Source organism: Blautia sp. HCN-20427, from assembly GCF_037890365.1.
Classification (GTDB): domain Bacteria; phylum Bacillota; class Clostridia; order Lachnospirales; family Lachnospiraceae; genus Blautia.
The window spans coordinates 31,255-51,650 of record NZ_JBBKBX010000007.1; the positions used below are offsets into that span (position 1 = coordinate 31,255).

Here is a 20,396-nt window from a genome sequence, read left to right on the forward strand (position 1 = left end):
AGTCTTCTCTTCTGTCATTATCTATGCTCGATTACAGAGTCAATCAATCCATATGCCATTGCCTCCTGGGCTGTCATATAATTGTCTCTTTCTGTGTCTCTGGCAATCGTTTCCAGAGTCTGGCCTGTATTCTGAGCCAGAATTGTGTTTAATCTGGTTCTGGTTTTCAGAATCTGCTGTGCCACAATGTCAATCTCTGTTGCCTGACCCTTTGCACCGCCGGAAGGCTGGTGAATCATAATTTCCGCATTGGGAAGGGCCATTCTCTTTCCTTTTGTACCGCCGGCCAGAAGGAATGCACCCATGCTGGCAGCAAGTCCCATACAGATAGTAGATACATCACATTTAATGTACTGCATGGTGTCATAAATCACCATGCCTGCTGTAACGGAACCGCCCGGACTGTTGATATATAAGTGGATATCTTTTCCCGGGTCTTCTGATTCCAGGAAAAGAAGCTGTGCTGCAATCAGGTTGGCTGATACATCGGTTACTTCCTCTCCGAGGAAAATAATTCTGTCTTTTAACAATCTGGAATAGATGTCGTAGTTTCTTTCACCGCGGCTTGTCTGTTCAATGACGTATGGTACTAAACTCATGAAACTCCTCCTATTCTGTCAAACACAGCATGTATTATTCTGCTGCTTCTTCTTTCTTCTCAACAACTTTTGCTGATTCAGCAACTAAAGTAACTGCTTCCTGAACAGCCATGTCTTTCTTAATCTGTTCTTTCTCGTAGTCACCCATTACTTCTTTTAATTTTTCTACTTCCATTTTGTACATTTCAGCCATGGATTTTAATTCTTCTTCTAATTTTTCATCAGAAATCTGAATGTTTTCCACTTCTGCAATTTTCTCTAATACCAGACGGCTCTGGATTCTCTTTAACGCCTGTGGTCTCATCTGTTCCTGGATTTTTGCATTGTCCAGACCTGTGAACTGGTAATACTGATCAATAGATAATCCCTGGGACTGCATTCTTCTGATGAAATCCTGCATTAACTGCTGAATCTGGTTCTGAATCATAGCTTCCGGAATATCCATCTGTGCGTTTTCAATAACAGCGTCTACTGCTTTGTCTTCTGTTTCGCGTTTTGCAACAGATTCTTTGCGTTCTTTTAAGTTCTTGGCAATGTCTGCTTTGTATTCTTCCAGTGTGTCAAACTCAGAAACATCTTTTGCAAATTCGTCATCTAATTCCGGAAGTTCTTTCACTTTGATAGCTTTTACTGTGCATTTGAATACAGCCGGTTTTCCAGCCAGGTCATTTGCATGATAGTTTTCCGGGAAAGTAACGTTTACTTCTTTTTCTACATTTAATTCAGCGCCTACTAACTGTTCTTCAAATCCAGGAATGAAGGAATTAGATCCGATTGTCAGCGGATAGTCTGTTCCTTTTCCGCCTTCAAAAGCAACGCCGTCAACAAAGCCTTCAAAGTCCAGAGTTACCATATCGCCCTGTGCTACAGCTCTGTCATCTACATCGATTGTTCTGGAGTTGTTTTCCTGCTCTTTTTTCAATTCAGCAGCGATTTCTTCTTCTGTTACTTCTACAGAAGAAATTTCTACTTCCAGTCCTTTGTATTCACCTAAAGTTACTTCCGGTTTTACAGCTACTTCTGCTGTGAAGATAAAGGCTTTTCCTTTTTCAATCTGTACAACGTCGATTTCCGGCTGAGAAACGATATCCAGTCCGCTTTCTTCTGCTGCCTTTGGATATTCAGCCTGAATCAAAGCGTTTGCTGCATCTTCAAAGAAGACACCTGCGCCGTACATTTTTTCAATCATCACGCGAGGAGCTTTTCCTTTACGGAAGCCTGGGATTGTAATTTTGTTTCTGTTTTTCATGTATGCAGCCTGCACTGCTTTTTCAAAATCTTCTGCGGCAACTTCAACAGTAAGTTTTGCCATGTTCTTTTCTAAGTTTTCTACCTGTACACTCATTGTTATGAATTCCTCCTTGAATTTCTATATGCATCTGCCCTGCCAAAACAGCAGAAAACAGCGCTTTTTTCATACTTACAGTCATTAACACAGTATAGCACAAGGGTTTGGAAAACGCCAGTGTTTTTTTTCGTATCCCCCGATTTCTACAGGGTTTTCACGAAATTTTTATAAATTTTCTCTGAAAATAATAGATTTTTGGATTTCCCGGGCTTTTTCTTTCCCGTAAAGCTGGGAAATCAACTCCAATGCAAAGGGAATGGCTGTGCCCAGACCTCTGCTGGTGGTAATATTTCCATCTCTTACTACCTCCTGCGTCCTCACCTGGGCGCCGATAAGTTTTTCTTCAAATCCCGGATAGCAGACTGCTTTCTTTTCTTTTAAAATCCCCAGTGCTCCCAACACACTTGGAGCTGCACAGATAGCTGCCACTTTCTTCCCCTCTGCTGCAAAATCCTGCAGAAGTCTGCAAAGCCCTGTATGTTCTCCCAGATGAAGCGTTCCCGGCATACCGCCCGGAAGCACCAGCAGGTCCATCTTGCTGTAATCCGCTTCTTCAAACAGAACGTCTGCCTGGAGAACGATGTTGTGGGAACCTGTCACTGTCTTTGTATTGCTGATGGATACCATCTGCACTTCGGCCCCTGCTCTTCTTAAAAGGTCCACAACAGTCAGACCTTCGATTTCTTCAAATCCATCTGCTGTAAATACACATACTTTTGCCATAATTTTTACCTCTTTTCTATTTTTATCTAAAATACCTCTGTATTCCCCACCTCTTTACGTCTCTTCCCCAAAGCACGATTTTCTCCTGCGTAAACGGCTGATAAAACTCCGCTTTCCCGGCATACAGAGCCAGTCCGTCAAATACCGGATTTTGACCGTCCCCGTAAAGCACATCTCCCAAAAGAGGATGTCCTATCCCAGCCATATGCACCCTGATCTGGTGTGTCCTCCCCGTAAATATCCTGCACTTTACCAGCGTACAATTTTCTCTTTCTTCCAGCACTTCGTATCTGGTGCAGGCCGTTTTGCCCTGTGGGTGAATCTGCATTTTCAACTTGTCTCCGGGCATAGGGGCAATAGAAGCAGTAATGTCCCCTTCCCTTTGCTCTAATTTTCCTTTCGCCAGTGCATAATAAATTTTCTGAAAACGCCCGTCCTGCTTCTGTGCAGACAGCCGCGCCGCTGCCATCTGATTTTTGGCATACACCATAAGACCAGCGGTATCCTTATCCAGCCTTCCCACAGGCCGGACAACGCCTCCTTCTCCCTGTTTCTGCAGATAATCTGCCACCCGGTTTCCCAGAGAATCCTCATAATGTCCCCGCCCCGGATGGCAGGGCATGCCTCCCGGCTTTTCCACCACCAGCAAATCTCTGTCCTCGTAAAGAATCTCCAGTTTCCCTGCACAGGGTTTCACCCGGCTTTTCTCTTCCTGCATTTCCGCCAGACACACCTCCAGATTCTGCCCCACAGAAGGTCTGTAAGTAATTCTCTGCCGTTTTCCATCTATACAGATACCCTTTGGCTGAAATTTTGCCCGGCTGACTTCCCGCCTGCTCAGTCCCAGATTTTCCCTCAGAATTTTTTCCAGGGATTTTCCTGCCAGCTTTTTGTCTATCTCTAATTCCAGTATTTTCATCTTACCAGCAGAGTACTTCACTGCCTTCTTCAGTCACCAGTACCATAATTTCCCACTGAGCTGAAGGCAGCCCGTCATCCGTATACACGGTCCAGTCGTCCGTGTCATCGGTATAGATTTCATGGGTTCCCATATTAATCATAGGTTCAATGGTGAAAATCATTCCCGGTACCATGAGCATACCTGTTCCGGCTTTCTGGATATATCCCACCCAGGGGTCCTCATGAAACTCCAGACCTACCCCGTGTCCGCCGATTTCTCTTACCACGGAATAGCCGTTCGCGTGCGCATGCTCATACACCGCCTGACTCATATCTCCCAGATATCCCCAGGGCTTTACTTTTTCCAGACCTTTCTCCACACATTCCTTTGTCACCTCCACCAGCTTTTTCTTCTCGCTGCTGACTTCTCCGATACAGAACATACGGGAGGAATCTGAAAAATAGCCGTCTAAAATTGTAGACACATCTACATTAATAATGTCTCCTTCTTTCAGAACAACATCTTTAGAAGGAATTCCGTGACACACCTGCTCGTTAATAGAAGTACACACACTCTTGGGAAATCCATCGTAATTTAAAGGTGCAGGAACAGCCCCTGCTTTTTCTGTCATGGCAGATACCCAATCGTCAATTTCCTGTGTCGTAACACCTGCCTTAATGTGCTCTGCCACATAATCCAGAATCTCCACATTGATTTTGGCGCTTTCTTTAATTTTTTCAATCTGTACCGGTGTTTTCAGAATCTCATGAGAAGGTACCAGTACTCCCTGTGACTCATAAAATTTTAATCTTTCGTCAAATGCGCAATGACATTTCTTGTATTTTTTACCGCTGCCGCACCAACAGGGGTCATTCCTTTGCAGCAAATGCATCTGCCTGCGCCTCCTTCTGTCTCTGATATGCAATTCTTGGAGAACCGTCCTCCACATAAATGATACCGCATCTTTCAAATCCGTTTTTCTCGAAAACCTGCTGCATCACTGTATTTTCTCTGTGCGTATCTCCCCGCACATTGCCGCACCGGGCATAACACCAGTCCAGACAAAAAGAAGCCACGCCTCTGACTTTTCCTGCAGATGCCATACGGTGCATCACACCATAAGGTCTGTCATTTTTCCATGCTCCGGCTTCGATTCTTTCATAGCAAGGGTCTGGCTTCATGGAAAACATAAACACACCTGCCAAATCTTGTCCTTCCCGGCAGACATACAACTCTCCGTTCTCCAAATCTTTTTTCACCAGTTCTGTGGACGGATATCCTTCTTTCCATTGGCTTGGATTTCCGTGTTCCTGCATAAAAACCCTTGCCCTTCCATATATTTCCATAATTTCCGCTAAATCTTCTGTTTTCGCTTTTGTAATCTGCATATTTTCCACCATGCTTTCTTTTTTCACTATGCATTATACCATTGTTTTTCTCTTTTTTCCACTTTTGAAATTGTTGTAATTTTCTGATTTTTTATACACAAAAAATAATATAACAGTTTTATTTTATTTTTTATTATTTTTTTCTATTTTTAATATTGACAAATCATAATTTCACTGCTATAATTCAATTATCAAATAAATCAAGAGAAGAAAACACAGAAAGGATTGATTCCACCAAAAGCTTAACGTTTTACTCATAATACAAAAGAAAGGACGGTACGGACCACCAGAAACGTAAACAAACACCCCATTAAAATAATTTTTACGAGGTATCTTCCAATGGATATTGAAACACATTAAAAAGGCATCATTCTAAAACAAGTTCAGAATGATGCCTTTCCTTATCACCTTTTCTTTCAAAACATATCTAAAATGCAAGTCTTTTCTTAAAAAATTGCTCCCAACGCACCGAAAGCTCCCATACTTACAGCCGCCATGATAATACCGGCCAGAATTACGCCCAGCATAACGGCAATCACGCTGGATTTGAAATCCATATCCAGAATGCTGGCCGCCAGCGTTCCTGTCCATGCACCTGTTCCCGGAAGTGGAATGCCTACAAAGAGCAGCAGGGCTACGAAGAGGCCTTTTCCTGCTTTCTCCTGCAGCTTTTTACCGCCTCTTTCCCCTTTATCCAGACACCAGGTAAAAAATTTTCCGATAACCGGTTTGTCAGCTCCCCACACCAGCACTTTTCTGGCAAAGAAGTAAATAATCGGAACCGGAAGCATATTTCCGAGAATAGCCACAATATAATACTGTACAAAAGGCAATCCCAGCCCTTCTGCAATGGGAATCGCACCTCGAAGTTCAATCAGGGGTACCATAGAAACAAAAAATACAATCAGGTATTTTTCTAACATAAAACTCTCCTTCTATCCTTTTTCCAACACGCAATGTATCTGTTCCAATATAGCACCCTTTCTCAACCGGCGCAAGCATTTTTCGACAATCCCACGCAGATTTTACACAAGTTTTATATTTTCACATCAGATGGTTCTCTCATCTCCCCAGAAGAACAGAGCCACGGTTCCCGGACCTGTATGGGCACCGATAACCGTTCCGATACTGTTTATTAAGACTTTCCCATCCAGATTCGGAAATTTTTCTTCTATCATATCTGCCACTTTCCGCGCGTCTTCTTCGCAGGCTGAGCAGGATATAAAGCACTTTCCGCTGTAAGCCGTTCCTCCCTTGGCATGCTCCTCCATGCGTTTTACCATTTCCCGGATAACCTGCTTCTTTCCTCTGTATTTGCTTCTGGGAATCAGTTTCCCTTCGGAATTGACATTCATCAGCGGACAGATATTTAACGCCTGTCCTACAAAACCGGAGACTTTGGAAATTCTGCCGCCCCGAATAAAACTGGTCAGGTCTGTAGAAAAGAACCAATGATGCAGCTTGTTTCTGTTTTCCTCCAGCCAGGAAACGTTTTCTTCCAGGCTCAGTCCTTCCTGCTGCTTTGTCAGAGCCATGTCCACCAGCATACCGTATCCGGAAGAAGCAGACAAAGAATCAATAATCCTGACTTTTCTGCCCGGATATTTTTCTTCCATCTGCACTTTTGCAATATTGGCAGAATTAATACTTCCGGAAATACCGCTTGACAGTGTCAGATGCAAAATATCCAGACCTTTCTGAAGAATCGGCTCAAACAATTCCATATACTGCTGGGTATTTACCTGAGCCGTGGTAGGTTCTGCCCCATCGGCGATTTTTTTATAAAATTCCTTAAAAGGCATGGATTTTCCCAAATCATCGGGATACTGCACGCCGTCCATCAGGAAATTAAAACATACAAAAGGTATCTTTTTCTCTTCAAAATACTGCGCTGGCATATCTGCTGTGGAACAGCAGGTAATCTGATATTCGCTCATAAGGTTTTCCTCCTCTGCATTCTTGCTTTTTGCATTCCTATTTTAACACTTTACCTGGAAATTGACTAGAGCATTTCCAAAAGTCCCGAAAGCCCCTGTTCTTCGTAAATGCCTTTGTAATATTCCACTTCCCGTTCAATAATTCCATCAATGACCTGAATGCCCAGCAGTTCTACAGGCGCTTTATCATCTGTAAGAATATATTCCCCTTTTTCGCAGGGCGTCAGCTGCTGTGAAACCTCATACATCAGGTTCTGCAGTTCTCTGTCCCGTATTTTTGCAGTATTCTTTTCCAGATTTTCCTTAATTTCACGGTTGGCCGAAGCGAAAAGTTCCCGGTTGGTGGTTCCTTCCACATCTGCTGTATATACAGCAGGAAAGACCTCAGAAATGGTATCTGACAGATAATCGTTGATATTTCCCTCTCCTTTTGCCTGCATATTCATATTAACCACCATGACTCCGTCTGTATGCAGATGCTCCTTCACCAGAGTAAAAAATTCCCTGCTTGACATCTGAAAAGGAATGGTAATGTCCTGGTAAGCATCCACCATAATCACATCGTATTTTTTATCCACTGCCTGAAGATAGGCTCTTCCGTCATAGGTCGTCACGTTTACATTTTGAGGCAGGTCAAAATATTCTCTGGAAAGATCTGTAATCTTCTCATCAATTTCCACACCCTCCATAGACAGATTGTGAAAATAAGCCTGACACTGTCTGGCATAAGTTCCGCTTCCCATACCCAGAATTAATACTTCCAATTTCTCTTTCTCCCCGGTATCTGCCATCAGGGGCGCAGCCATGGCCGTGTCGTAATACATACCGGTAAGCCCTTTTTCTTTTTGCATTACAGACTGTACGCCAAAGAGCACATTGGTAGACAACACCACATTTTCTTCTGTTTCTTTTACCTGCAGATAATTGTAGACAGACTCTCCCTCATATAAAAGGTCCTGTTCCCAGAATGCAAAATGACTGCGGTTTCCCAGCACTGCACATAAAAGAAAAACCACGAGAGCTGCTGCACAGCTGCGTTTTTTCTTTCCTGTCTGAAAGAAATAAATCAGTGCAAGCACCAGCAATACACCGGAAAAAATGAGAAAGGTAACCGCCGTTCCCACGGCCGGAATGGTGACAAAGGTAGGAAGAAAGGTTCCGATAATACTTCCGATGGTATTGAATGCACCTAAAGTTCCCACAATCTTCCCGTTGTCTTCCAGACTATCCACCGTGTACTTTGCCAGAGAAGGGGTAACCGTTCCCAGCAGAAACAGCGGAAATACAAAAATAATCATGCAGGCTGCAAAAGCCGCAAGAATCAGAAAATTGTTGCTCACTGTGAATATCAGAAGTCCGGATACTCCCAGAATAATATATTTTCCCACCACGGGAATCAGGGCAATCCATACCGCCGCGATTAAAATTCTTCTGTACAGCCGGTCCGGATTGGGGTCTTTGTCTGCGCTTCGTCCGCCCCAGATATTTCCCAGAGCCATAGCTATCATAATCGTTCCGATAATAATGGTCCACACAATCTGGGAAGAACTGAAATAAGGAGCCAGAAGTCTGCTGGCTCCCAGTTCCACAGCCATAACCGCCATACCTGCAAAAAATTCTGTGAGATACAGATAATATTTATTGCTCAAAATTGATTTCTTTTCCATACACGCCTCCTGTCTGTACTTGAAAACAGACGGGGCTGCCCCATAAACACTTATGAGATAACTCCGCCTGCCTGTTTTTTACTGAAAAGATGCTTTATCCTTATAGTTTAAAGCAATATACGTTTTTCCTCTGTTCAGCTTGATTTCTTTACCGGACTGGTCATAGAAAGACAGATAGGACTCCTCGTTATTACTTTCCTTAGACCAGTGGATTTCCTGAACACCTCCGTTTGATACATAATATCCTTTGGAATTTTCAGAACCATCCCAGTCCAGTTCCTTATGCCCCACCTCATCTCTTACGGAAATGTCGGTTTCCAGTACAAATACATTGGTAAAAGCCAGCTGTTCTCCTGTCTTTCCATCCGTCTGAGGGGTATTGTTAATCTGCTTTAAGTATACCTTTTTCTCTGCATCATAGGTAAACTGGGAAGACTGTGCGCCAAACTGAATATCCACGCTGGTACAGTCTTTTCCCTCCGGTTTCACCTGCTCGTCCATACCGTTAAAGGGAAAAGCAGTTCCCTTTTTCTCCTCTTTTAAATCTGTCCGCAGATGGTTTGCTTCAATATAAGCCGGAAGTTTGGTTCCGTCAAAGTAACCGGTGTGTTCCAGAGAATATCCCTGGTTTAATTTCTCCTGGTCTCTTCCAAACAGTCCCCCTGTGTTGGTAATTCCTTCAATCTGGTCTAAATCCAAAGCTTCCAGATACTCTGCTATGGTATCATCAATTCCCCAGTTGACATAGAAGGCGTCAAAGCCCTGAGATAAAGCCGGGAAGTAATAACGACAGCTTCGGATAGGGCAGATTTGCGGTACTTTGGTGTAGTCTCCGTACAGCGCCATAAATCTGGTGGCATCTCCCTCTACAGGAATTTCAAAAATCACATCCGCCTGGGACACCCCATACTGGGGCATTGCTTTCTGCACATTGTTGACCATAACCGCCACCGGACGCTTGCCAACGGCACCTTCTGATAAATCAGCCAGTCCGGTAAGCAGGTTCTGATTGGCAGGTATCTCTTCCTGCTTCACCTCTGCCCCTTCTACAGACTGGGATTTGTCCTCCTGTGCCTCTTCCTGTACGGTTTCTTTTGGTTCCTCTTTGGAGGTTGTCTCTTTTTTCCCACAGCCTGCTGTACCTAAAAGTACCAGCGCCGAAGCTATCAGAAGTATTTTTCTGTATTTCATAGATAACTTTCCCCCTTTAGATTTCAGCAATAACCTCCACTTCACAAAGCACGTTCTTTGGCAGTGTTTTCACCGCCACGCAGGAACGAGCCGGTTTTCCGGTAAAATATTTTCCGTAAACTTCATTAAAAGCGCCAAAATCTCCCATATCTGCCAGAAAACAGGTTGTCTTCACAGCTTTCTCATAGCTGCTTCCCGCTGCCTTCAACACTTCTCCCAGGTTTTTCATAACCTGCTCTGCCTGCTCCTCTACCGTAGTTCCCATAATTTCACCGGTCGCCGGGTTTAAGGGAATCTGTCCGGAGGTAAATACCATACCGTTTATGACTATTGCCTGTGAATAAGGTCCAATTGCTGCAGGTGCTTTTTCTGTACTGATTACTTTCATGTTCTGTCTCTCCTCGCTTCCTGAATTTTCTTTTTTCTCATTATAAGCCCCACCCTCTAAAAGAGCAAGTATTTCAGATATTTTCTCCCCAGAATCTTTTGATTTTTTCTCCCACATTCTGTGCATTGCAAACCTCATAATGCTGCCATTCCGGCGGGAACAAATCCCGGTAAGTTCGTTGCAGAAACCTCTCATCTAAGAGCAGCACTACCCCTTTATCTCCCTTCGTTCTAATGACTCTTCCGGCTGCCTGTAAAACCTTGTTCATGCCTGGATACCGATAGGCATAATCAAAGCCCCTCTGTTCCCTCTTGTCATAATATTCCTTCAGAATTTCCCGTTCACACCCTACCTGTGGAAGCCCTGTGCCAATGATGGCTGCACCGATAAGCTTTTCCCCTGTAAGATCTATACCCTCTGAAAAAATACCACCCATGACACAGAAACCAGCCAGCGCCGTACTCTGTTCTTCCTCAAAACAGGCCAAGAATTCTTCTCTCTCCTGTTCTGACATACCGCTTGTCTGACAGATGCACTCCACCGGAAGCCCATTCTGCTCTACCTGCTGTTTAAAGATTGCATGAATGTCCTCCAGCATACGGTAAGAGGGAAAGAATATCAAATAATTTCCTTTCTTCGCAGAAACCATCTGCAGAAGATACGCTGCCATCCGCTCATATTCGGACTGTTCCCTTCTGGTGTATTTACTGCTTACATCATTGGCAACCAGCACTTTTAAATGCTCCCTGGGAAATGGGGAACTGGCACAGATGGCATAGTCGTCGTCCCGCATACTGAACAAGGAACGATAATATAAAAGCGGCAGAAACGTCCCGGAAAAAAATACGGTTCCTCTGCCTCTGCTCATACATTCCTGCAGATTTTTCCTTGGATTGACGCAGAACAGGGTCAGCAAAAATCGGCCCTCCTCACCGTAATGAGTATAAATCACATAATTTTCATCGGTCAGTTCATACATATTCAGAAAATGACGCACTTCAAAAGAAAATTCCAGCACAGCCTTCTGTACCTTTTCCTCATGCTCTTTCTCCAGGAAGTTTTCCATTTCCCCCAACAAATTCATAAGCTGCAGGGAAAGCCCTCCGATATTTTCCAATACCTCATAGTTTTCACATTCTCTTTTGTATTCTAACATCAGCTTATTACACCGGTTCAAAACCCGGAAAAGCCGGATGCTGTGACCCTTGACGGCCTTGGCGGTTTCCAGAAAATCCTCTTTGCAGAGCATGGCGCTGTACATCTTTCTTCCCCTGTCCACCAGATTATGCGCTTCATCTATGAGAAAAAGATAATCTCCCTTCACACCGTCACCGAAAAAGCGTTTTAAATGCACCTTGGGGTCAAAGACATAGTTGTAGTCACAGATAATAGCATCCGTCCAGGTGGAAATGTCCAGACACATCTCATAAGGGCACACCTGATACTTCTCTGCCTGCAAAAGAAGATCCTCCCGCAAATATGTATCCTTTTCCTGCAGAATCTCAAACACTGCGTCATTCACCCGGTCAAAATGCCCCTTGGCCACAGGACATTTTTCAGGATTACATTCCCCGTCTCCGCTGAAGCAAAGCTTATCCTTTGCAGTAATGGTCAGGGTTTTATAAGAAAGCCCTTTGCTTTTTAAAATGGCAAAGGCTTCCTCCGCCACGGTTCTGGTAATGGTCTTTGCTGTCAGATAAAAAATTTTGTCTCCATATCCTGCTCCTACAGCCCGGACGGCGGGAAAAACCGCCGCCATGGTCTTGCCGATTCCCGTAGGCGCCTGTATAAAAAGCTGCCGGCCGGCCGCCATCGTGTGATACACGCCCGATACCAGACTGCGCTGCCCCTCCCGGTAAGGATAAGGAAACTCCAGCCCTTCCATGGATTCTCTTCGGGCAATTCGCCTGCGGTACTGAAATTCTGCCCATTTATAATATTCATTTATCAAGTCTTCAAACCATTTCTTCAGATAGCTGTGGGGAAAGGTTTCCTGAAAGCGCTTGATTTCTTCTGACTCCAGGTGACAGTAGGTCATCTGCACCTCAATTTTCTCCAGATGCTTCTGACTTGCATAAAAATATGCATAACACATAGCCTGTGCTTTGTGTACCAATACAGGCTCTTCCAGAAACTGCAAATCCATGTAAACGCCCTTAATTTCATCAATGGCTGTGCGTTCCTCTTCTTCTATAATACCGTCTGCCCGGCCTTCCACGGCAATCACAAATTCCTGATATTCCTGCTCCCATTTCAACGGCACCTCTGCCCGATAAGAAGTCTTCATCTGTTTTTGGATTTTCCGGTGTATTTTGCTGCCTTTGATCATAGCATCCCTGTCTGCCTGAAAGGTTCTTCGGTTGTCCAGATTTCCGCTCCTCAGGATAAATTCTACCAGATTGCGGACTGAAATTTTAATCACTTCTTTTTCTTTGTTCATCATACATACCATTATAACACCCGCCTGTGTGTACGTCAAAAAACCGCTTCTCCCAAAGGAAAAGCGGTCTTAGCCAATACATATTTGCGAATGTGTGTTGTACTGGGCTCCAATACTCATCATGAAATTTTATGCAACAGCAAATTTATCCAGGTAGCTGTTAAATTTCTCGTCGTGGCCATTGCATCTTACGGTAAGAATTCTTGTCAAATCCATGCTCAGGACACCTAAGATTGATTTTGCGTCAATAATTACTCTGTTATAAAATATGTCAATATCAAAATCACATTTGCTGGCTTCGTTGACAAATTCTTTTACATCTTCTTTTGCAGTCAGTTTAATTTTGCGCTCTACCATAAAACAATCATCCTTTCTATCTGTTAAGATTCAGAAAAATTATCTGGTCTGCAGCATTCCTCTTTCTGCATTATCGGTATTATTACACTGAATTTGCCATTTGTCAACAAATTCCGCCTTATCTGGTACTACCAGTTCTCTTCTGTTTTTTTTGTTATTTTTTACATTTTCTTAACATAGATTGTCTCCCTTTTCATGAATTTTTTTCAAAACTCCTTTAAAAACGCAAAAAAGAACCGGTTACTTATGTGAATACCGATTCTTTTCCACTTGATTTTTTCTGCGTTTTTTCTGTTATTTATGGGAAGATACAGCACCTTAAGGCAGATATTTTTCCACATCTCCCAGATAAGTATTGACCACGCCTGCAAACTGACCGGCATCTACGGCCGCCGCCATCTCCGGGTCTAAAGGCATCTTGCCCATAACCGGAACCTGTACCTCGGCTGCTGCCGCGTCTACTTTGCTTTCTCCGAATACATAGATGGCTTTTCCGCAGTCCGGACATTTCACATAACTGTAGTTCTCTACCAGTCCCAATACAGGCACGTTCATCATTTTGGCCATATTATAAGCCTTTTTCACAATCATCTGTACCAAATCCTGAGGAGAAGATACAATGACAATGCCGTCAATCGGCAGAGACTGGAATACCGTCAGCGGCACATCGCCTGTTCCCGGCGGCATGTCTACGAACAGATAATCCAGTTCCCCCCACACCACATCTGTCCAGAACTGTTTTACCATATTGGCCAGAATCGGACCTCTCCAAATAACGGGAGCGTCCTCCTGTGGAAGCAGCAGGTTAATGGACATGACCTTAATGTCATTGCCTGTCTCCATTGGATAAATGCCGTTTTCATCTGCTACTGCTGCACCTTTTAATCCATACATTCTCGGAATGGAAGGGCCGGTAATATCGGCATCCATAATGCCCACTTTATATCCCCGGTATGCCATTTCATTTGCCAGAGATGCCGTGACAAAGGATTTTCCCACACCGCCTTTTCCGCTGACAACTCCGATGACCTTTTTAATGCTGGAATGCGCATTCAGAGTTTCCTTGGGAATTCCGCCTCCTTTGGCACTGCTGCAGCCTGCACAGCTTTCTTTGCTGCAGGTCTTGCTGTCACATTGTTTTTTTTCTTCACTCATGACTTTTCCTCCTGGTATCTTTGTTTTCTGTATTATTTCATAAAACGGTCAATGGCTTTATTTAATTCTTCCAAAGCTTCTGTATCTCCGTGTTCGATGGCGTCTACGATACAGTGTTCGATATGATCCTGAAGAATTACTTTTCCGGTATTATTAATCGCTGATTTCACGGCAGAAAGCTGTATCAGCACCTCGCTGCAGTCCCTGCCCTCTTCTACCATACGGCGAATAGATTCCAAATGGCCGATTGCGCGGGAAAGACGATTCAGCACTGCTTTGGTATGTGCATGGCTGTGGGTATGCCCGTGACTGTGAGTCACTACGGTTCCATCTTCCAGCACATGGGTGTGTTCCTGATGATGCTTCTGATATTGCTCCATATCCTGCTCCTCCTTTCTCGCACTCACTTCATTATAACAGACCTTGCCGAAAAAGCAATGTTTAAAAGCTTCAAAACCGGGAAAAGGTGTAACGCTGATGGATGGCCGCAGTCATCACATCAAAGACTACACTGCCGTCCTCTTTATCCGTCCGTTCAATGGTCAGCTGTTCTTCATTTTTAAACTTTTCCCTTACATAGCTTTCCAAATCCGCCTGGTCGGGAAGTGCTATTTCTTCTATAAATATATCTCTCATCTGATTTCCGGGACAAAGATTAAACATCTCCCGAATGACCTCGTATTCCTGCATCTGATTTTCCTCCTGAATAATTTGACTTTATTACTCCATTTTACACCATACCACAACCGAAAGTCTACCTCTTGTACACTTTTTAGAAAAAAAGCGAAAAACAAATTGCCAATCCGCGAAATATATCGTATTATGGTATTTATCGAAAACACAGGAGGAATCACAAATGCAGCTTTTAAAGGAACGCATTTTAAAAGATGGAATTGTAAAACCGGGAAACATTCTGAAAGTAGACAGTTTTCTCAATCATCAGATGGATATTCCCCTTATTAATGAGATAGGAAAAGAGTTCAAACGAATTTACGCCGACGCACCTATCACCAAGATTCTCACCATTGAGGCTTCCGGTATCGGCATTGCCTGCATTGCAGCCCAGTATTTCAACGTACCTGTTGTCTTTGCTAAAAAAACCCAGAGCCTGAATTTGGACGGAGAAATGTACTGTACAAAAATCGAATCCTTCACACATAAGAAGGTTTACGATGTCATTCTGTCCAAGAAATTTTTAAATGCCGATGACCATGTACTGATTATTGATGACTTTCTGGCCAACGGCTGTGCTTTAAACGGCCTGATTGAAATTGTACACAATTCCGGAGCCGTTCTGGAAGGCACCGGTATCGTCATCGAAAAAGGCTTCCAGCACGGCGGCGACCTGCTGAGAGAAAAAGGAATCCGGGTGGAATCTCTGGCTATCATTGATTCTATGACGGATGACTCCCTTACCTTTCGTGAATAAGTATTTAAAAATCTGCGGCATTGAACACCCGGTTATTTTCTCTGTGTTCAATGCCGCAAATCTTCTCCCATAACTGGTATGGTTAAATAATTCGAAACTGGATATTTAACAAGTACCAGTTTTGCAGTATAGTAGGAAAAACAAATTAGAAAGGACGCCAATTTTATGAAAACTCATACAAAAACTCTTGTTTTAACTGCTCTTTTCGCGGCCCTCTGCTGCGTAGCCACCATGTCTGTCCGGATTCCCACACCGGGAACAGGCGGATACATTCACCCGGGAGACGCCATTGTCATTCTCTCCGGTGTGGTTCTTGGCCCTCTCTATGGATTCCTGGCTGCCGGCATTGGTTCCTGCATGTCCGACCTTTTGGGCGGATACCTGACTTATGTACCCATTACTCTGCTCATAAAGGGACTGGTGGCCATGACCTCCGCTTTTGCCTATCAGAAACTTTCCCATGCCGGAAAACATTCCTATGCGGGCGTTGCAGCCGGAGGCATTCTGGACATGATTCTGGTGCCCGGCGGATATTTCTGCTTTGAATATTTCCTGTACGGTGCAGGCGCGGCCGCCAGCATTCCCGCAAACCTCATTCAGGGCGCCAGCGGACTTGTCCTGGCTCTGGTACTCTACCCCGTCTTCGCTGCAATCCCGGACGTCAGACGCATTCTGGCAGCCCGGCAAGCTTAAAAATCCCCATCATTACGGACGGTCTTTTATCATTTGATAATAGTGCAGTTCTTCATACCCCAGACGCTCATACAGAGCGATTGCTCTTTTGTTGGTATAAGTAGCCTCCAGGCGGAAACGCTTCGCCTGGGGGTATTCCTTTTCTACCCATGCAAATACCTTGGTTCCATAGCCTTTTCCCCTACAGCTGCTCTTAAAAAACAATTCTTCCAGCCAAATAGCCATACCTCCGGCTTCGTTACTCCAGGTAATGGCAATAAGGAAGTATCCCACAACTCCTGTTTCGTCCTCCAGCATCAGAACTCTGGAATATTCCCGGCTTCTCATACACTCCTGCAGCGTACGCTCAAAATGTTCCTCCGGTACGTCATGGTCACAGGCCGGTCCGCCGTAAAACTCTTTTGCCATGGCAAAAAATTCCTGTCTGTCTTCTTTCCTGATATCTCTGATATGCAACATATTTTTTCCTCTGCTTTCTCTTTATTAATTTGTGATTCATTATAATTTGCTCAAAAATGAAAACACTTTTTTCATCATTTCACAGTCTTCACTGTAAGGACAATTTCCGTAATCACAGTCAATTCTATCCAGTACAAATCCCTCTTCTCCCTGCTCAAATTCTCCTATCGCAGTTCTTGCCATATCGTAATTTTTGCAGTATCCATTGAAAAATTCTTCTCTGATTTCACTCATGTTTTCCCTGCTTCTCCCTTAATGTTTTTAAGTCTACCTGCCGTCCGTCCGGGTGGCCTCCTGCCATATTTTCAACCCTGGAATTATCCAGAAATGAGGCTCGCATAATAGAATTACTGCCGAATTTTTTCCGTATTTTGTCCACTGCCTGATCCATTTTTTCCATTTTTTCATAGTCCGTGGTGTCGAATAGGCTGAGCTGGCGTCCCCTTTCCTCTCTGGATACTTTGCTGGTGTATACTCCCAAAAGCCGTATGGGGGTTCCGTCCCAAAGTTCATCAAACAACTGGCAAACCGCCTCATAAATCTCTCCTGTCAAATTGGTGGGAGCCTGCATCACCTTCTGATGTGATACAGTTTTCATCTCGAAATCCCGAATAGAAACAGACACAACTTCTGCTCTGGCCTCATCTTTTCTGAGGCGTGAAGCCACTGTTTCACAAAGAGAAAGCAGCACCATTTTGGCCGTACTTTCTTCTGTAACGTCAAAGGCAATGGTGGTGCTGTTGCTGTAGCCTTTATTCCCATGAGCATCGCTTTCCACCAGAGAAGCATCTCTGCCATTGGCAAAATTCCAGATGCTTTCCCCTTGTTTTTTCAAATGATTTTTCAGAATTTCCACATCCGTCCGGGCCAGTTCCCCAATGGTATAGATACCCAGTTTTTTCAGTACCTGCTCTGTAGAACGTCCTACAAACAGCAATTCTGATACTGGAAGCGGCCACATTTTTTTCTGAATTTCCTCTTGAAAAAGTGTATGTACACGGTCCGGTTTTTCAAAATCCGAAGCCATTTTCGCCAGATATTTTTTATCGGAAATGCCTATGTTGACCGTAAATCCCAATTCTTTGCTGATACGGTTCTTCAACCTGTGGGCAAAGGCTACCGGCTCGCCAATCAGGTGTTCCATTCCGCTCATATCCATAAAAGCCTCATCAATGCTGTACTGTTCCACATCGGGGCTGTACTCCCTTAAAATCTCCATAAATTTGGCAGAATACTGGCGGTACATGGCATGATGGGCTGGAACTACCGTAAGTCCCGGACACTTCTTTAAGGCATCTGTCAGAGGCTCTCCGGTTCTCACACCACAGGCCTTGGCAGACAGTGATTTTGCCAGAATAATGCCCCGCCTTTTGCTCTTATCCCCGCCTACCGCACTGGCAATCTCCCGTAAATCCACGGTGCCGCCCTGCTCTCTTAAACGGTACACAGCCTCCCAGGATAAAAATGCACTGTTCACATCAATATGAAAAATGACCGTTTTCATAAAATCCAACCTGCCTTCCTAAAATGCCAGTTTCTTTACCGCCCATGCAGCCTGCAGCGCCTCTTCCTCAGTATTAAACCAGGAGAAAGAAAAGCGAATCGTTCCCTGCTTTTCTGTACCCAAAGCCCGATGAATAAGCGGCGCACAGTGCACCCCGGCCCGGACTGCAATGTCATATTCCCGCCAAAGCACATCTCCCATTTCCTTGGAATCATAATCTCTGATATTCAGAGAAACCACTGCCGTCCTGTCTTCGGCTTCAAAATCTCCATATACAGTAACACCGGGAATTTTTTCCACCTGTTCATAAAAAATACGCATCAGGCAGCTTTCATGCTTCTGTATATTCTCTACTTTTGTTTCTTTTAAAAAGTCAAAGGCTGCGGATAATCCGGCAATGCTATGTCCGTTTGCTGTACCCGCTTCCAACGCCTCCGGTATTATAGAAGGGTGCTCTTTCTCAAAGGAATGGATACCACTCCCTCCTACTTTAAAGGGCGGCAATGTAATGTCCTGCCCTACGCACAACCCTCCCGTTCCCTGGGGGCCCAAAAGCCCTTTGTGTCCGGTAAAACACAAAAGCTCAATGCCTGTTTTCCCCATATCTATAGGAATACATCCTCCGCTCTGGGCCACATCTACACCCAGATGTACACCTTTTCCCCTGCATATTTTTCCAATTTCTACAAGAGGAAGTAGATTTCCCGTGACATTGGAGGCATGGGTGCAGAACAACCAGGAGGTCTCCGGGCATATGGCCTTCTCAATATCTTCTGCCAAGATTCTGCCCTTATTATCTGCTTTTACAATCGTTAGCTTCACACCTTTTCGTGCCTTCCTGTACAGAGGACGAAGCACGGAATTATGCTCTGCTTCTGTAGTTATCACATGCATCCCCGGCTTTATTGCTCCCTCTATGGCAATATTCAATGCCTCTGTGGCGTTGCTGGTAAATACGGTCCTTTCAGCCCTCCCTGCTCCGAAAAAAGCGGCTGCTTTTTCCCTGGCTGCATAGATTTCCCTGGCCGCTGCCAGCGCCGGTCCATGCATACCTCTGGCACTGTTTCCTAGTCTGTCCATAGCATCAAAAACAGCTTGTTTTACACATTGGGGCTTTTTAATCGTCGTAGCCGCATTGTCCAGATAAATCATTTTTCTACTCCTGCTTTTCTGATTTTCATATAAGCCTCCTGCTTTGTCAGGACTCTTCCAATCACAGCAAAAGGCGTTTCCATTTCCTTATTTTTCAACGCTTCTAATATAGCGTCTGCGTACTTTTCCTCCACACTCACCAGAAGGCCGCCGGAAGTCTGAGGGTCAAAAATCAGGTCCTCCATGGCTTCCTCAATACCGCTTTCCAGCAATATTTCCGGCTTTTGGTAACGCTTATTCCGGTAGGTTCCCTCCGGCACCAATCCCATAGACGCATAGTCCAGTGCCTCCGGAAGAATGGGCAGCCTGTCTGCCAGGATTTCCAGAGTCACTTCACTGGCTCTGGCAATTTCCAGGCCGTGTCCTGCCAGAGAAAATCCTGTCACATCTGTACAGCAGTGAATGGGAAATTCCTGAAACACATCTCTGGCCTTTTTGTTCAGGGTTGTCATACTCTCGATGACTTTTTTTCGGGCATATTCCGAGGCCAGCTCTGCCTTTACCGCTGTATTTACCAGCCCTGACCCCAGAGGTTTTGTAAGAATCAGCACGTCCCCGGCACGTGCACCCTGGTTTTTCCAGATTTTTTCCGGATGCACAAACCCGGTGACCGCCATACCGTACTTAGGTTCTTCGTCATTAATGGAGTGGCCGCCTGCCAGAACAGCCCCTGCTTCTTTTACCTGATCGGCCCCGCCTGCCAGGATTTCTCCCAGCACATCGGCGCCCAGGCAGTGGGGATAAGCTACAATATTTAAAGCCAGCTTCGGCTCTCCCCCCATGGCATAAATATCACTTAACGCATTAGCTGCGGCAATCTTTCCAAAGGTATACGGCTCGTCCACCATAGGCGGAAAAAAGTCCAGGGTCTGAATCATAGCCAACTCTTCGGAAATCTGATACACAGCTGCATCATCTGAGGTTTCCACCCCTACCAGAAGATTTTCGTTTTGAAATTTAGGCAGTTTCCCTACAACTTCTGCAAGAATCTGAGGGGAAAGTTTGGCAGCGCAGCCTGCGCTTTTTGCAAATTGTGTTAATTTTATTCTCTCTTTTTCCATCTTC

Annotated in this window: 23 protein-coding genes; 2 read left to right on the top strand and 21 right to left on the bottom strand. The window is 44.6% G+C overall.

The features are described 5' to 3' along the window. Nucleotides 1-17 precede the first annotated feature (17 nt). From clpP to WKT17_RS05995, 16 genes are all read right to left on the bottom strand, one after another. On the bottom strand, nucleotides 18-599 hold the full coding sequence (clpP, locus tag WKT17_RS05920) for an ATP-dependent Clp endopeptidase proteolytic subunit ClpP (RefSeq protein ID WP_173747594.1): 582 nt from the start codon (nucleotides 597-599) through the stop codon (nucleotides 18-20). Nucleotides 600-633: 34 nt separating this feature from the next. Beyond that, nucleotides 634-1,944: a trigger factor gene (tig, locus tag WKT17_RS05925; protein WP_340271900.1), complete on the bottom strand. Its 1,311-nt coding sequence runs from the start codon at nucleotides 1,942-1,944 to the stop codon at nucleotides 634-636. A 168-nt stretch (nucleotides 1,945-2,112) separates the two neighbouring features. Beyond that, nucleotides 2,113-2,670, bottom strand: coding sequence for a DJ-1 family glyoxalase III (locus WKT17_RS05930; protein WP_340271901.1), 558 nt, complete (start codon nucleotides 2,668-2,670; stop codon nucleotides 2,113-2,115). A gap of 22 nt (nucleotides 2,671-2,692) precedes the next feature. After that, on the bottom strand, nucleotides 2,693-3,589 hold the full coding sequence (locus WKT17_RS05935; RefSeq protein ID WP_340271902.1) for an RluA family pseudouridine synthase: 897 nt from the start codon (nucleotides 3,587-3,589) through the stop codon (nucleotides 2,693-2,695). Nucleotide 3,590: 1 nt separating this feature from the next. Beyond that, nucleotides 3,591-4,463 (bottom strand): methionyl aminopeptidase, encoded by an 873-nt coding sequence (locus WKT17_RS05940; RefSeq protein WP_340271903.1) that lies wholly within the window; start codon nucleotides 4,461-4,463, stop codon nucleotides 3,591-3,593. Further along, nucleotides 4,441-4,959 carry a GNAT family N-acetyltransferase gene (locus WKT17_RS05945; protein WP_340271904.1) on the bottom strand — a complete coding sequence of 173 codons (519 nt, stop codon included), beginning with the start codon at nucleotides 4,957-4,959 and terminating at the stop codon, nucleotides 4,441-4,443. The genes WKT17_RS05940 and WKT17_RS05945 overlap by 23 nt, the downstream gene beginning before the upstream one ends. 446 nt (nucleotides 4,960-5,405) lie before the next feature. Beyond that, a complete protein-coding gene (locus WKT17_RS05950; protein ID WP_173747606.1) occupies nucleotides 5,406-5,882 on the bottom strand; it encodes a COG2426 family protein in 477 nt (158 codons plus the stop codon). Nucleotides 5,883-6,008: 126 nt separating this feature from the next. Beyond that, nucleotides 6,009-6,896: a DegV family protein gene (locus WKT17_RS05955; protein WP_340271906.1), complete on the bottom strand. Its 888-nt coding sequence runs from the start codon at nucleotides 6,894-6,896 to the stop codon at nucleotides 6,009-6,011. 65 nt (nucleotides 6,897-6,961) lie between these two features. Beyond that, entirely contained in the window at nucleotides 6,962-8,563 is a 1,602-nt protein-coding gene (locus WKT17_RS05960) for a spermidine synthase (protein ID WP_340271907.1), read from the bottom strand. Nucleotides 8,564-8,641: 78 nt separating this feature from the next. After that, nucleotides 8,642-9,754: a DUF3048 domain-containing protein gene (locus WKT17_RS05965; RefSeq protein WP_173747612.1), complete on the bottom strand. Its 1,113-nt coding sequence runs from the start codon at nucleotides 9,752-9,754 to the stop codon at nucleotides 8,642-8,644. 16 nt (nucleotides 9,755-9,770) lie between these two features. Then, complete coding sequence (locus WKT17_RS05970; RefSeq protein WP_173747614.1) at nucleotides 9,771-10,142, bottom strand: RidA family protein; 372 nt, start codon at nucleotides 10,140-10,142, stop codon at nucleotides 9,771-9,773. A gap of 73 nt (nucleotides 10,143-10,215) precedes the next feature. After that, complete coding sequence (locus tag WKT17_RS05975; RefSeq protein ID WP_340271917.1) at nucleotides 10,216-12,582, bottom strand: ATP-dependent DNA helicase; 2,367 nt, start codon at nucleotides 12,580-12,582, stop codon at nucleotides 10,216-10,218. 129 nt (nucleotides 12,583-12,711) lie between these two features. Beyond that, nucleotides 12,712-12,939, bottom strand: a complete 228-nt coding sequence (locus WKT17_RS05980; RefSeq protein ID WP_111920924.1) for an HPr family phosphocarrier protein — start codon at nucleotides 12,937-12,939, stop codon at nucleotides 12,712-12,714. A 318-nt stretch (nucleotides 12,940-13,257) separates the two neighbouring features. Next, on the bottom strand, nucleotides 13,258-14,094 hold the full coding sequence (locus WKT17_RS05985) for an Mrp/NBP35 family ATP-binding protein (protein WP_173747616.1): 837 nt from the start codon (nucleotides 14,092-14,094) through the stop codon (nucleotides 13,258-13,260). Nucleotides 14,095-14,126: 32 nt separating this feature from the next. After that, nucleotides 14,127-14,474: a metal-sensing transcriptional repressor gene (locus WKT17_RS05990; RefSeq protein ID WP_173747618.1), complete on the bottom strand. Its 348-nt coding sequence runs from the start codon at nucleotides 14,472-14,474 to the stop codon at nucleotides 14,127-14,129. A gap of 70 nt (nucleotides 14,475-14,544) precedes the next feature. Beyond that, on the bottom strand, nucleotides 14,545-14,784 hold the full coding sequence (locus WKT17_RS05995; protein ID WP_173747620.1) for a hypothetical protein: 240 nt from the start codon (nucleotides 14,782-14,784) through the stop codon (nucleotides 14,545-14,547). 166 nt (nucleotides 14,785-14,950) lie between these two features. On the opposite strand from WKT17_RS05995, the gene WKT17_RS06000 reads away from it, so the two are divergent. Together WKT17_RS06000 and WKT17_RS06005 are read left to right on the top strand one after the other, a co-directional pair. Next, nucleotides 14,951-15,523, top strand: coding sequence for a xanthine phosphoribosyltransferase (locus WKT17_RS06000; RefSeq protein ID WP_173747622.1), 573 nt, complete (start codon nucleotides 14,951-14,953; stop codon nucleotides 15,521-15,523). Between the two features lie 165 nt (nucleotides 15,524-15,688). Then, nucleotides 15,689-16,216: an ECF transporter S component gene (locus WKT17_RS06005; RefSeq protein ID WP_173747624.1), complete on the top strand. Its 528-nt coding sequence runs from the start codon at nucleotides 15,689-15,691 to the stop codon at nucleotides 16,214-16,216. A gap of 12 nt (nucleotides 16,217-16,228) precedes the next feature. On the opposite strand, the gene WKT17_RS06010 is transcribed toward WKT17_RS06005, so the two are convergent. The 5 genes from WKT17_RS06010 to selD are packed head-to-tail and all read right to left on the bottom strand — an operon-like array spanning nucleotide 16,229 to nucleotide 20,392. Continuing rightward, nucleotides 16,229-16,675 carry a GNAT family N-acetyltransferase gene (locus WKT17_RS06010; RefSeq protein WP_173747626.1) on the bottom strand — a complete coding sequence of 149 codons (447 nt, stop codon included), beginning with the start codon at nucleotides 16,673-16,675 and terminating at the stop codon, nucleotides 16,229-16,231. 39 nt (nucleotides 16,676-16,714) lie between these two features. Beyond that, nucleotides 16,715-16,909, bottom strand: a complete 195-nt coding sequence (locus tag WKT17_RS06015) for a ubiquinone biosynthesis protein UbiE (RefSeq protein WP_173747628.1) — start codon at nucleotides 16,907-16,909, stop codon at nucleotides 16,715-16,717. Then, nucleotides 16,902-18,179 (bottom strand): DNA polymerase Y family protein, encoded by a 1,278-nt coding sequence (locus WKT17_RS06020; RefSeq protein WP_291681324.1) that lies wholly within the window; start codon nucleotides 18,177-18,179, stop codon nucleotides 16,902-16,904. The genes WKT17_RS06015 and WKT17_RS06020 overlap by 8 nt, the downstream gene beginning before the upstream one ends. Before the next feature lie 18 nt (nucleotides 18,180-18,197). Continuing rightward, on the bottom strand, nucleotides 18,198-19,331 hold the full coding sequence (locus WKT17_RS06025; protein WP_173747632.1) for an aminotransferase class V-fold PLP-dependent enzyme: 1,134 nt from the start codon (nucleotides 19,329-19,331) through the stop codon (nucleotides 18,198-18,200). After that, on the bottom strand, nucleotides 19,328-20,392 hold the full coding sequence (selD, locus tag WKT17_RS06030) for a selenide, water dikinase SelD (protein WP_294461408.1): 1,065 nt from the start codon (nucleotides 20,390-20,392) through the stop codon (nucleotides 19,328-19,330). Before selD ends, WKT17_RS06025 begins: the two co-directional genes overlap by 4 nt. Nucleotides 20,393-20,396: the final 4 nt, after the last annotated feature.

What these genes read in the sequence shown, in the direction of transcription:
- clpP (WP_173747594.1), bottom strand. Translation starts at nt 599, where the DNA reads ATGAGTTTAGTACCATACGTCATTGAACAGACAAGCCGCGGTGAAAGA.
- tig (WP_340271900.1), bottom strand. Translation starts at nt 1,944, where the DNA reads ATGAGTGTACAGGTAGAAAACTTAGAAAAGAACATGGCAAAACTTACT.
- WKT17_RS05930 (WP_340271901.1), bottom strand. Translation starts at nt 2,670, where the DNA reads ATGGCAAAAGTATGTGTATTTACAGCAGATGGATTTGAAGAAATCGAA.
- WKT17_RS05935 (WP_340271902.1), bottom strand. Translation starts at nt 3,589, where the DNA reads ATGAAAATACTGGAATTAGAGATAGACAAAAAGCTGGCAGGAAAATCC.
- WKT17_RS05940 (WP_340271903.1), bottom strand. Translation starts at nt 4,463, where the DNA reads ATGCATTTGCTGCAAAGGAATGACCCCTGTTGGTGCGGCAGCGGTAAA.
- WKT17_RS05945 (WP_340271904.1), bottom strand. Translation starts at nt 4,959, where the DNA reads ATGCAGATTACAAAAGCGAAAACAGAAGATTTAGCGGAAATTATGGAA.
- WKT17_RS05950 (WP_173747606.1), bottom strand. Translation starts at nt 5,882, where the DNA reads ATGTTAGAAAAATACCTGATTGTATTTTTTGTTTCTATGGTACCCCTG.
- WKT17_RS05955 (WP_340271906.1), bottom strand. Translation starts at nt 6,896, where the DNA reads ATGAGCGAATATCAGATTACCTGCTGTTCCACAGCAGATATGCCAGCG.
- WKT17_RS05960 (WP_340271907.1), bottom strand. Translation starts at nt 8,563, where the DNA reads ATGGAAAAGAAATCAATTTTGAGCAATAAATATTATCTGTATCTCACA.
- WKT17_RS05965 (WP_173747612.1), bottom strand. Translation starts at nt 9,754, where the DNA reads ATGAAATACAGAAAAATACTTCTGATAGCTTCGGCGCTGGTACTTTTA.
- WKT17_RS05970 (WP_173747614.1), bottom strand. Translation starts at nt 10,142, where the DNA reads ATGAAAGTAATCAGTACAGAAAAAGCACCTGCAGCAATTGGACCTTAT.
- WKT17_RS05975 (WP_340271917.1), bottom strand. Translation starts at nt 12,582, where the DNA reads ATGAACAAAGAAAAAGAAGTGATTAAAATTTCAGTCCGCAATCTGGTA.
- WKT17_RS05980 (WP_111920924.1), bottom strand. Translation starts at nt 12,939, where the DNA reads ATGGTAGAGCGCAAAATTAAACTGACTGCAAAAGAAGATGTAAAAGAA.
- WKT17_RS05985 (WP_173747616.1), bottom strand. Translation starts at nt 14,094, where the DNA reads ATGAGTGAAGAAAAAAAACAATGTGACAGCAAGACCTGCAGCAAAGAA.
- WKT17_RS05990 (WP_173747618.1), bottom strand. Translation starts at nt 14,474, where the DNA reads ATGGAGCAATATCAGAAGCATCATCAGGAACACACCCATGTGCTGGAA.
- WKT17_RS05995 (WP_173747620.1), bottom strand. Translation starts at nt 14,784, where the DNA reads ATGCAGGAATACGAGGTCATTCGGGAGATGTTTAATCTTTGTCCCGGA.
- WKT17_RS06000 (WP_173747622.1), top strand. Translation starts at nt 14,951, where the DNA reads ATGCAGCTTTTAAAGGAACGCATTTTAAAAGATGGAATTGTAAAACCG.
- WKT17_RS06005 (WP_173747624.1), top strand. Translation starts at nt 15,689, where the DNA reads ATGAAAACTCATACAAAAACTCTTGTTTTAACTGCTCTTTTCGCGGCC.
- WKT17_RS06010 (WP_173747626.1), bottom strand. Translation starts at nt 16,675, where the DNA reads ATGTTGCATATCAGAGATATCAGGAAAGAAGACAGACAGGAATTTTTT.
- WKT17_RS06015 (WP_173747628.1), bottom strand. Translation starts at nt 16,909, where the DNA reads ATGAGTGAAATCAGAGAAGAATTTTTCAATGGATACTGCAAAAATTAC.
- WKT17_RS06020 (WP_291681324.1), bottom strand. Translation starts at nt 18,179, where the DNA reads ATGAAAACGGTCATTTTTCATATTGATGTGAACAGTGCATTTTTATCC.
- WKT17_RS06025 (WP_173747632.1), bottom strand. Translation starts at nt 19,331, where the DNA reads ATGATTTATCTGGACAATGCGGCTACGACGATTAAAAAGCCCCAATGT.
- selD (WP_294461408.1), bottom strand. Translation starts at nt 20,392, where the DNA reads ATGGAAAAAGAGAGAATAAAATTAACACAATTTGCAAAAAGCGCAGGC.